The sequence below is a fragment of the Candidatus Cloacimonadota bacterium genome, from assembly GCA_034661015.1.
Taxonomy (GTDB): domain Bacteria; phylum Cloacimonadota; class Cloacimonadia; order JGIOTU-2; family JGIOTU-2; genus JAYEKN01.
On record JAYEKN010000213.1, the window covers coordinates 1 to 7,352 of the forward strand.

The 7,352-nt window shown below is 34.5% G+C and carries 8 protein-coding genes and 1 other RNA gene; all 9 read left to right on the forward strand.

Going from position 1 to position 7,352, the window contains the following annotated elements; translation table 11 throughout:
- Nucleotides 1–224: 224 nt before the first annotated feature.
- Nucleotides 225–487: signal recognition particle sRNA large type (gene ffs / locus U9P79_08165), an RNA gene on the forward strand.
- A gap of 94 nt (nucleotides 488–581) precedes the next feature.
- Nucleotides 582–1,520 (forward strand): radical SAM protein, encoded by a 939-nt coding sequence (locus U9P79_08170; GenBank protein ID MEA2104597.1) that lies wholly within the window; start codon nucleotides 582–584, stop codon nucleotides 1,518–1,520.
- 108 nt (nucleotides 1,521–1,628) lie between these two features.
- Complete coding sequence (locus U9P79_08175) at nucleotides 1,629–2,822, forward strand: DUF401 family protein (GenBank protein ID MEA2104598.1); 1,194 nt, start codon at nucleotides 1,629–1,631, stop codon at nucleotides 2,820–2,822.
- Nucleotides 2,823–2,922: 100 nt separating this feature from the next.
- A complete protein-coding gene (locus U9P79_08180) occupies nucleotides 2,923–3,945 on the forward strand; it encodes a putative manganese transporter (protein ID MEA2104599.1) in 1,023 nt (340 codons plus the stop codon).
- Nucleotides 3,946–4,097: 152 nt separating this feature from the next.
- Nucleotides 4,098–4,559, forward strand: a complete 462-nt coding sequence (locus U9P79_08185; protein MEA2104600.1) for a TIGR00725 family protein — start codon at nucleotides 4,098–4,100, stop codon at nucleotides 4,557–4,559.
- A 113-nt stretch (nucleotides 4,560–4,672) separates the two neighbouring features.
- Nucleotides 4,673–5,614: a Dam family site-specific DNA-(adenine-N6)-methyltransferase gene (locus tag U9P79_08190; GenBank protein ID MEA2104601.1), complete on the forward strand. Its 942-nt coding sequence runs from the start codon at nucleotides 4,673–4,675 to the stop codon at nucleotides 5,612–5,614.
- A gap of 28 nt (nucleotides 5,615–5,642) precedes the next feature.
- Nucleotides 5,643–5,966 carry a hypothetical protein gene (locus U9P79_08195; GenBank protein MEA2104602.1) on the forward strand — a complete coding sequence of 108 codons (324 nt, stop codon included), beginning with the start codon at nucleotides 5,643–5,645 and terminating at the stop codon, nucleotides 5,964–5,966.
- A 56-nt stretch (nucleotides 5,967–6,022) separates the two neighbouring features.
- Nucleotides 6,023–6,847, forward strand: a complete 825-nt coding sequence (locus U9P79_08200) for a DUF3883 domain-containing protein (GenBank protein MEA2104603.1) — start codon at nucleotides 6,023–6,025, stop codon at nucleotides 6,845–6,847.
- Nucleotides 6,847–7,352: DNA methyltransferase (locus U9P79_08205; GenBank protein ID MEA2104604.1), on the forward strand; the 506-nt coding region annotated here is incomplete at its 3' end. The genes U9P79_08200 and U9P79_08205, both read left to right, overlap by 1 nt.

The window sequence follows — 7,352 nt, forward strand, 5'->3', positions numbered from 1 at the left end:
TACAGTTCGACCGATCCTTACGCCATTTTCCCAACGGGCTGGACTGTCGAAGCGAGTGGAATACCCGACACAACTTGGTTTGATTCTGTATATCCACCTACTACGAAAAAATTCTATATTGTTACCGCAGAAAATTAATGGCAAATTTAGATTTTTGTTCTCATTCTCAATCAGCGAGCATTTCGGTTGAGAATGAGACAGATCTTTTACAAATAAATTATTGGGTGTGCTAAGCGGGAAGCTAGCGGTGTCCTCTACCTGCAATCCGCTATAGCAGGGCTGAATTCCTCTCTTCGGGATTTGATGGCTGTGTGTGCTTTGTGCAAGTGGTGTTGATGATCAAGCCTAACGCAATCGAACTCTGTGAACCTTGTCAGGACCGGAAGGTAGCAGCAATAAGCAGTCGGTTCGATGTGCCGTTAGTTCACTTGGTCTGAGCTAACTACACAAAACAGCATGGAATAGAATCACAACGAGCGGTGCACACCCTTTTTTGTATAAATCACAAATTTCAAAACGATAAATTCAAGCAAATAGCAACAAATAATTTCAAATAACCAAGACCCAATTATAAGGAAAATATGAAATACAAATACCTCTTCGGTCCGGTTCCTTCAAGAAGATTGGGAATCTCACTCGGAATTGATCTGTTAAAATTCAAAACCTGTACCTTCGATTGTGTTTACTGCGAGTGTGGAAAAACGACCGATCTAACCTTCCAGCGTAAAGAATTTGTTCCAACCGACGACGTTATAAACGAATTGGACGATTATCTCAGCAAAAATCCAAAATTAGATTTCCTCACTTTTTCAGGCTCGGGCGAACCTACTTTGCATATTGGAATCGGGAAAATAATTGAGTTTCTGAAAAGAAAATACCCGCAATACAAGGTTGCCCTTTTGACCAACGCTTCACTTTTTTCGGACGAGCAAGTTAGACACGAAATTCGCAACGCAGATATTGTGATGCCGTCCCTTGATGCCGTTTCTCCGAAAATATTTCAAAAAATAAACAGACCCCACAAGACGATAAAAATAAATGATATAATCGGCGGACTAAAAACTTTCAGGGAAGAATACTCGGGAGAAATCTGGCTGGAGATTTTTCTTCTTGAAGGATTAAACTCTTCCGAAAACGAACTCAATTTGATAAAAGAAACTGTCGAAAAAATTAAACCCACTAATATCCAACTGAATTCTCTTGACCGACCCGGCACAGAGGATTGGTGCGAACCGATTAGTGAAGACACACTAAAAAAAGTAACTGAAAAGTTTTCCTCTCTACCGATTGAAATTATTTCTAAATTTCAAAGAAGAGATGAGATTGAAAGCTTTGATAAAAATATCAGCGATAGAATCCTTGCAACCATTCAGCGAAGACCTTGCACTGCAGAAGACCTGTCTCAATCTCTCGGTGTTCATATAAACGAAATCAGCAAATATCTCCAATCTTTACTGGAAAAGAAAGTAATCGAACCAAAGCATTTGGAACGTGGAACATTTTTTAAAATAACACGGTAAAAATTTATTCCGTGAATTACCCTAATTTTTGAACAGCGTATTTTTTTTTCTGTGTATATTCGTGCAACTATTTGTCAGTAAAAACATAATATAAAACGGGAGATGATAATGGATCTAATTGTTTGGCTTGGATTTATTCTGTCTTTAGTATTAATGGTGCTCATCGCAAGAAAAAATCTGTGGCTGGGATTCTTCGTAGGTGCAATCGTTTTGGGCGTTTTCAATCTGTCTATCGTTCAAATTTGGCAGCAAATAGCAAAAACGCTCACCACACCCTCCACACTTCTCATGGCTTTTGCGGTGGGTATTATTCCGCTCATCGGCGGAGTGCTGGAAACTACCGGAATGATGACGGCTCTCGTTTCCAACTTGAATATTTCCAGAAAACTCTTCCTTATCTTCGGTCCTGCTTTTTTCGGAATGTTGCCAATGCCCGGGGGAGCTTTGCTTTCCGCTCCGCTTGTTTTCCGTGCCGGAGCAGATATTCCCAACGAACAATATGCGGCGATCAATGTCTGGTTTCGGCATGCACTGATCCTGATTTATCCGCTCGGAGCTTTACTGGTTACAACCAAAATTGCTAATCTAAATCTTTATACAGCAGTTTTATACATGCTTCCCGGTTTTATCTTGATGCTGATTTTGGGATACTTTTTTCTGCTTAGAGGAGTTCATGGCAAACTAACAACAAAAGAAAATCCCAATCTGAAAAAAATACTTCTCCCTATCATCGTTATCGTATCTGCACCCGCAATTCACCTTTCTTTAATGACAATTTTTCCAAAATTGATGACGGAAATCCCCTTGATAATCGGGGTCGTTTTTAGTTTTTTTCTCTCACTGTTTCTAGGAAAAATGAACTTAAAAAAGCTCTTACCAATTTCTAAAAAAATGAAACCGTGGAAATTTTTTCTTATAATTATCGGGATGTTCCTCTTCATAAATATTTTTCAAGCATCAAATGTCTCGCGTATTATCGCAAATATTGTATTCTCACGTCATTTTCTGCTAATTGTTATCGGAGCATTTCTCGGTTTCGTAACCGGAAGAGTCCAGATGCCTTTTGCAATTGTTTTACCGATATATCTTTCCACCACCGGATTCTCATCAATCGGCTATCTGACTTTTGCTACGATGTTTTTTGCGATTTATATGGGATATATAATTTCACCCATTCATCCTTGCGTTTCCGTTTCCATTGAATTTTTTGGTTCTAATCTCAAAGACTTTTTCAAAAAACTCTATCCGATAATTTTAATTTCTCTTACAGCAGCAACAGTGGTTTCGCTCTTTTTCACATGATGGTAATTTCCTGTGGCTCATTAGTCCGCCAACCGGCAGATGAGGTTGTTTTCTATTGTTTAAGTTTTATAAAAATTTTTTTTAGGAATTTATACTTATTATGATTATTAGCGTATTAAAGCATTCTTTGATGATCACCGGCTTCGTCTTTGTGATGATGCTGGTCATCGAATATATCAACGTCGAGACAAAAGGTGTCTGGCAGAATTCTCTCAAAGACAGCAGGTGGAAGCAATATCTCCTCGCTGCTTTTCTGGGGGCAACGCCGGGATGTCTCGGAGCTTTCACAGTAGTTGCGTTGTATTCGCACAGAGTAGTTTCTTTCGGGGCGTTAGTTGCAGCTATGATCGCCACAAGTGGGGACGAGGCATTCGTGATGTTCGCCATGTTCCCTTCCAAAGCATTGTTCTTAGTGGTAATTATTTTTATTATTGGATTAGTTTCAGGATTTCTGACCGATAAATTTATTCCGGAAAAATTTCTAACTGATAAAATAAAGCTTAACAAACTTCAAATTCACGAAGATGAAAGATGCAATTGTTTTATAAAAAGAGAAATTTTATCTCAGCTTCGTCATTGTTCAATGCAGCGAGCCCTACTTATTGGATTTTTTGTTCTTTTTGCTGCTGGAATCGCTGCCGGCGAATTTGGTCCTGACACATGGAATTGGATAAGAATTACGCTCTTTATTACTTCGCTAATTTCGATTTTTATCACAACCACAGTTCCAGACCATTTCCTCGAAGAACATCTCTGGAATCATATTGTCAAAGTGCATATTCCCCGCATATTTCTCTGGACATTTGGTGTCCTTTTCGTTATGCACATTGTTTTCGGGCATTTGGATATTGAGCAATGGATAAAAGCCAACCGACTGACAATTCTTATTATTGCCTGTCTGATCGGTTTGATTCCGGAGTCAGGTCCTCACATGATTTTTGTTACTTTATTTGCTCAAGGTTCAATTCCATTTAGCATTTTGTTGGCAAGTTCGATTGTGCAGGATGGACACGGAATGTTACCAATGCTTGCAGAATCCAAACGTGGATTTGTTGCTGTGAAATTGGTCAATCTGCTTGTTGGATTTATGTTTGGAATGATAGGTTATTTTAGCGGTTGGTGATGGAGTAAATTCCATACCTTTATAAGAGATGTATAATAATTTGTATAGAAGCCCATAACTTTAGTTGTGGGTTCAGAAAATAAAAAAAAATCATAACCGTTTTATCCATAGATCCGCCTATTGGCGGAACGGTTTCTTGTGTGAATTGATTAATTTATTTAAAAGGAAAAACAATGAATAAAAAATTAGTTGCAGTAATCGGTGGAAGCGAAGTTAGTGATGAAAATTATGCAATCGCACAACGAGTTGGTCAAATCATTGCGGAGCATGATTGCGTTCTTGTTTGCGGTGGAAAAAGCGGAGCAATGGAAGCCGCTGCAAAAGGTGCAAAGCAAAAAAATGGACTAACCATCGGCATCCTGCCGGGTGGCGACAACACCGAGGCGAACGAATTCATTGATATTCCTATCCCAACCGGAATTTCACATGCCAGAAATGCGATAATTGCTCAAACCGGTGAACTTGCTATTGCAATTAATGGAAAATATGGCACCCTCTCTGAAATTGCTTATTTCTTGGGACTCGGGAAAACGGTTTTGGGATTAAATACTCACAATGTGAAAGGAATAATTCATTTGGATGATGTAGAAAAAATCGGAAAATATCTGAAATGATTGTAAAAAAATTAAAAACTGAAAACGCTTGACATAATTTTGGGGTGATCCATTTGGGGGGATCCAATAGATTGGATATTGGTTATGAGTGAAATTTCAAAAGAAGGAAAATTATGAAGAAAAAAAATGCGGATTTATATAAGCGAAATAACGCAAGACCTTTTTTAAAATGGGCTGGTGGTAAAACGCAACTACTAGAAAATTTGGAAAAACAGTTGCCGATAGAAATAAAAAAAACAAAAAAAATTAAATATTATGTTGAACCTTTTATTGGTGGCGGTGCTTTTTTCTTTTACCTAAAAAATAATTACGAAATTGAAAACGCTTTTATCTCTGACATTAATAAAGAAATAATTGTTGGCTATCAAACTATTCAAAAAAAACCAAATAAATTAGTGGATGCTCTGTGGAAAATGCAAAAGGAATATTTAGCAAAATCAACCAAAGATAGAGAAAATTATTTTTATAAAATTAGAAAAAAATATAACCAGAATATTACAACCTTCAATTATAAAAATTATAATAATTCTTGGATAACAAGAACATGTCAGCTAATTTTCCTTAATAAAACTTGTTTCAATGGTCTTTTTAGACAAAATAGAAAAGGTGAATTTAATGTTCCTTCAGGTAAATATAAAAATCCTAAAATTTGTGATGAAGTAAATCTTATAGCTGTAAATAGAACATTGCAAAATACTGAAATCAAGATATGTGATTTTGCTGAAACTCAAAAATTTGTAGATAAAAATACTTTAGTTTATCTTGACCCACCGTATCGACCATTAAATAATTCTTCAAGTTTTACGAGTTATTCAAAAGATGGCTTTGATGATGATGACCAAATTAGGTTGTCAAAATATTATAAACAACTTGATGAAATTGGAGCTGATTTAATTTTAAGTAACTCTGATCCTAAAAATCACAATCCAAATGATAATTTTTTTGATAATCTTTATAATAAATTTAGTATTCAAAGAGTTAAAGCTACGAGAATGATAAATAGTAACGCCCAAAAAAGAGGGCAAATTAATGAAATCATTATTGCAAATTATTAATTACATTTTTTTAAAATTTGGAGAAAAAATGAAAGATAAAGAATATATTGAATGTCCATATTGGTTTAAAACAATGACTATATTTAGGGAAAATCCTGCCGGATTTAAAATAAAAAATAAAGTAGAAATTGATAAAATTAAAATTGATAAAAAATATTTTTCATATGTTAATCCAATTTATGAAGAAACAATTGATAGTATAATAAATGATTTTTATATTGATGTTTGGGAACCTATTTGGATAAATCCAGAAATGTTTCTATTGGATGGACAACATAGGTTGTATGCAGCAAAAAAAATGGGATTAAAATACATTGATGTGGTTATTCACGATGAAAAAATGTGTTATTAAAAAATAAGTTCTTGCAAATTAGAATTATATGTTTGATAAAAAAAATGGAATGAATTATGAATAATGAAACTTGTATTCACGGCGGTGTTGCTCCAGTTAGTTTATTAAAAAATTTACACGACAGCCAAGCTGGAAGTGGTCGCCATAAATGCCCTACTTGTGCTTACGAACAAGGTTTTCTCTTAGGTAGTAGTAAAAAATGGAGTACTTATGCTGAATATTGTAAAGTTTTGATAGATAAAGAAGAATGTCAAATAGGAAGCATAGCTCCTACTTCTATTCTAAAAAAATTAGGAATCAATCAGGGTGGTTCAGGTAGACACAAGTGTACAAATTGTGCATTTAAAGAGGGGTTTGAAGTTGGGATACTAGAAAATAAAATTGAAGACATTAAATTCAAAATAGTTCCAGCTCCTAAAAGTAAAGTAAGCAAATTTAGTAGAAAGTTTAGTGCTGTTAAAGATGTTGATTTTATCAAACTTGAAATCGAAAATAAAAGACTAGGTTTATTAGGTGAATTATTTGTAATCCAAATAGAAAGGAAGCATCTAATTAAAAACAATAGAAAAGATTTAGCTGATTTAATTGAACATACTTCTAAAGAAATTGGTGATGGGTTAGGCTATGATATCTTATCGTATACCACTAATGGAGAAAAAAAACATATAGAAGTTAAGACAACAAGAGGAGAAATTAATAGACCCTTTTATTTAACAAAAAATGAAATAGAATTTTCACAGCAAGAAAGTAACAGTTATTATCTATACAGGATTTTTGATTTTAATACAGGATTAAATGTAGGTAAATTGTATAAGGTTAAAGGAAATATTAATGATACTTTAGAATTAGAACCGATTTTATATTTAGCAATTCCTAAATAATGGACAACATCAAAGATAATCAACTACTCAAAGAATATGATTCCGAAGTTACAACTTTATGGACTTTCCCTCAACGAGGAAATTGGGCGACACATTCTCCAAAATATAGAGGAAATTTTGCTCCTCAAATTCCCCGAAATTTAATGGAAATGTTCTCTAAAGAACGAGATTATATTTTAGACCCAATGGTTGGTGCTGGAACAACTCTGATAGAAGCTAAATTATTAAACAGAAATGCTTTGGGAATTGATATAAATCCAGAGGCGGTTAAACTCTCAAATGATGCTTTAGATTTTGATTTTGAAAATGATTGTAAACAAAAAGCAATACTTGGAAATGCAAAAGATTTAACGAATCTAAAAAAAAATTCTATTGATTTAATAATTATTCATCCACCATATTTGGACATTGTAAAATATTCTGGTGGAAAAATTAAAGAAGATTTATCCAGCAATAGTGGAATGGAAAAGTTTTTGAATAGTATTGAAATTGTGGCTAATGAATT

What these genes read in the sequence shown, in the direction of transcription:
- U9P79_08180 (MEA2104599.1), top strand. Translation starts at nt 2,923, where the DNA reads ATGATTATTAGCGTATTAAAGCATTCTTTGATGATCACCGGCTTCGTC.
- U9P79_08195 (MEA2104602.1), top strand. Translation starts at nt 5,643, where the DNA reads ATGAAAGATAAAGAATATATTGAATGTCCATATTGGTTTAAAACAATG.
- U9P79_08170 (MEA2104597.1), top strand. Translation starts at nt 582, where the DNA reads ATGAAATACAAATACCTCTTCGGTCCGGTTCCTTCAAGAAGATTGGGA.
- U9P79_08175 (MEA2104598.1), top strand. Translation starts at nt 1,629, where the DNA reads ATGGATCTAATTGTTTGGCTTGGATTTATTCTGTCTTTAGTATTAATG.
- U9P79_08190 (MEA2104601.1), top strand. Translation starts at nt 4,673, where the DNA reads ATGAAGAAAAAAAATGCGGATTTATATAAGCGAAATAACGCAAGACCT.
- U9P79_08200 (MEA2104603.1), top strand. Translation starts at nt 6,023, where the DNA reads ATGAATAATGAAACTTGTATTCACGGCGGTGTTGCTCCAGTTAGTTTA.